Annotated in this window: 1 protein-coding gene; it reads right to left on the minus strand. The window is 36.5% G+C overall.

Features of this window, described 5'->3' with window-relative positions:
• A partial coding sequence (locus tag OO775_RS13310; RefSeq protein ID WP_264847721.1) for a hypothetical protein occupies window positions 1-1,539 on the minus strand: 1,539 nt, incomplete at its 3' end.
• Between the last annotated feature and the right edge of the window lie 59 nt (window positions 1,540-1,598).

A 1,598-nucleotide genomic window follows, 5' to 3' on the forward strand; every position in this document is an offset into this window, starting at 1 on the left:
GTGATTACGGATATACAAATAATCTTTGTCGTATTTGAGATAAATATCGTATTCTTGCTTACGCAAAGCATCTTCTAAATTCATTCGGGTAATCATCGGAAGGGCTAAGTTTTGCCTAATCGCTTCAATCTTCGCTTTAAAAGGAAGCATTTCGGAGCGATACCTTTCCCCTTGTGCATTTCCATATTTTACCGAAATTTCTATCACATTATCTTCCAGCCATTTATCAAAACTAAGAGCGTCTCCGTATGGATAAATTCCTTTCTTCTTCTCTTTGCCTTCAACAACCAATTCCCGATAAGTTGCCTCAATAGGGTTTACTCCCGAAGGCACAATAAAGTACCATCCTCGCTCGGTAGTACGGGCTTTTTTCTCAATCACCGCAACATTAAAATACTTTTCCAAAGCCAACTTCATACCCTCTATTACCTCGTTGGCAATTTCATGCATTTTAGTAGCAAACACCATATAAGACTTTAACGACTGAACGCTACAATCGTTCCCACTGTGCGTCTCGTACTGATGCATATAATGCGCAAAACCTAAGTCTATTTCTTTTAAAATTTTATTCACATCACCAATACCAAGTGCCTGCGTATCGTTTTTTATATCGGCTTGAATACTTGCTACTATCTTTTTAAAAGTAGGTAAAAATTCTTTTTTTAGATTTTCTTTGATAAAATCAGCTGTATAAAAAGCCGTTGAACACGGATTACTACCAAAACGTATCACTGTGGTAACCAATGCAGTAACAGCTGTAAGAGCCGTACCTACTACTGAACCAACACCAAGAATACAATGAGCAATAGCAGCCGCTGTGCCTCCTATCAAATCTACTATTCCTGCTGTATTTTGAGCCTTCAACGAGGCTACATATTCGGCATATTGCTTTGCTTTCTCGCTTTCTTCACTTAAAAATGCATCATATTGATCTACAACCCCCAAACCTTTTATGGTTTTTGTGGTTTTTCCGGAAAAAATAAACACATTGTCAGCTTCAATATACGATAATTCAGTAAATTGCGGAATTGTGCCATCAATGGTATAATATCCTTTGGTGAGATTAAAACGCTTTTGGTCAATTGGAACAACAATATACACGTGAGTAAATCCGTTAGGATTACTGGCTTGTTTGATGCGACGCATATAGTGAGAAACTCCTGCATTCTGTAAAATAGTACTGGCAAATATGCTATAACTCTTACAATCAATCCCCTCTTTTCGGCTTGCCCAACTGCACGCAGGCGAACGCAATTTCTGTTTTTCGCCGTCTAACTTATATTGCAAATGATGATATAAGAATCTGTGAATTTCTTTACATAAATCATTGATATTCTTTTGATTAAAAAAAACTTCGGTCAAACGCTCGGTATGATGACGATACTTTATCGCAGTATCTTTCATTTTATCAATACTGAATTTGGTATCGCCAAAACCAAGACGTAAAGACGAACAATCACTATATGGCATATAAGTATCATAGCTTACCCCAGAAAATATAGGGCGATATAAGGCATTATTGATACTTGTATAATCCATAGATTTATAAATAATATGAGTACATCAATTCAACACTACAAAGGAACGAATTAGGCAAA

It is taken from the genome of Capnocytophaga catalasegens (genome assembly GCF_026005215.1).
Taxonomy (GTDB): domain Bacteria; phylum Bacteroidota; class Bacteroidia; order Flavobacteriales; family Flavobacteriaceae; genus Capnocytophaga; species Capnocytophaga catalasegens.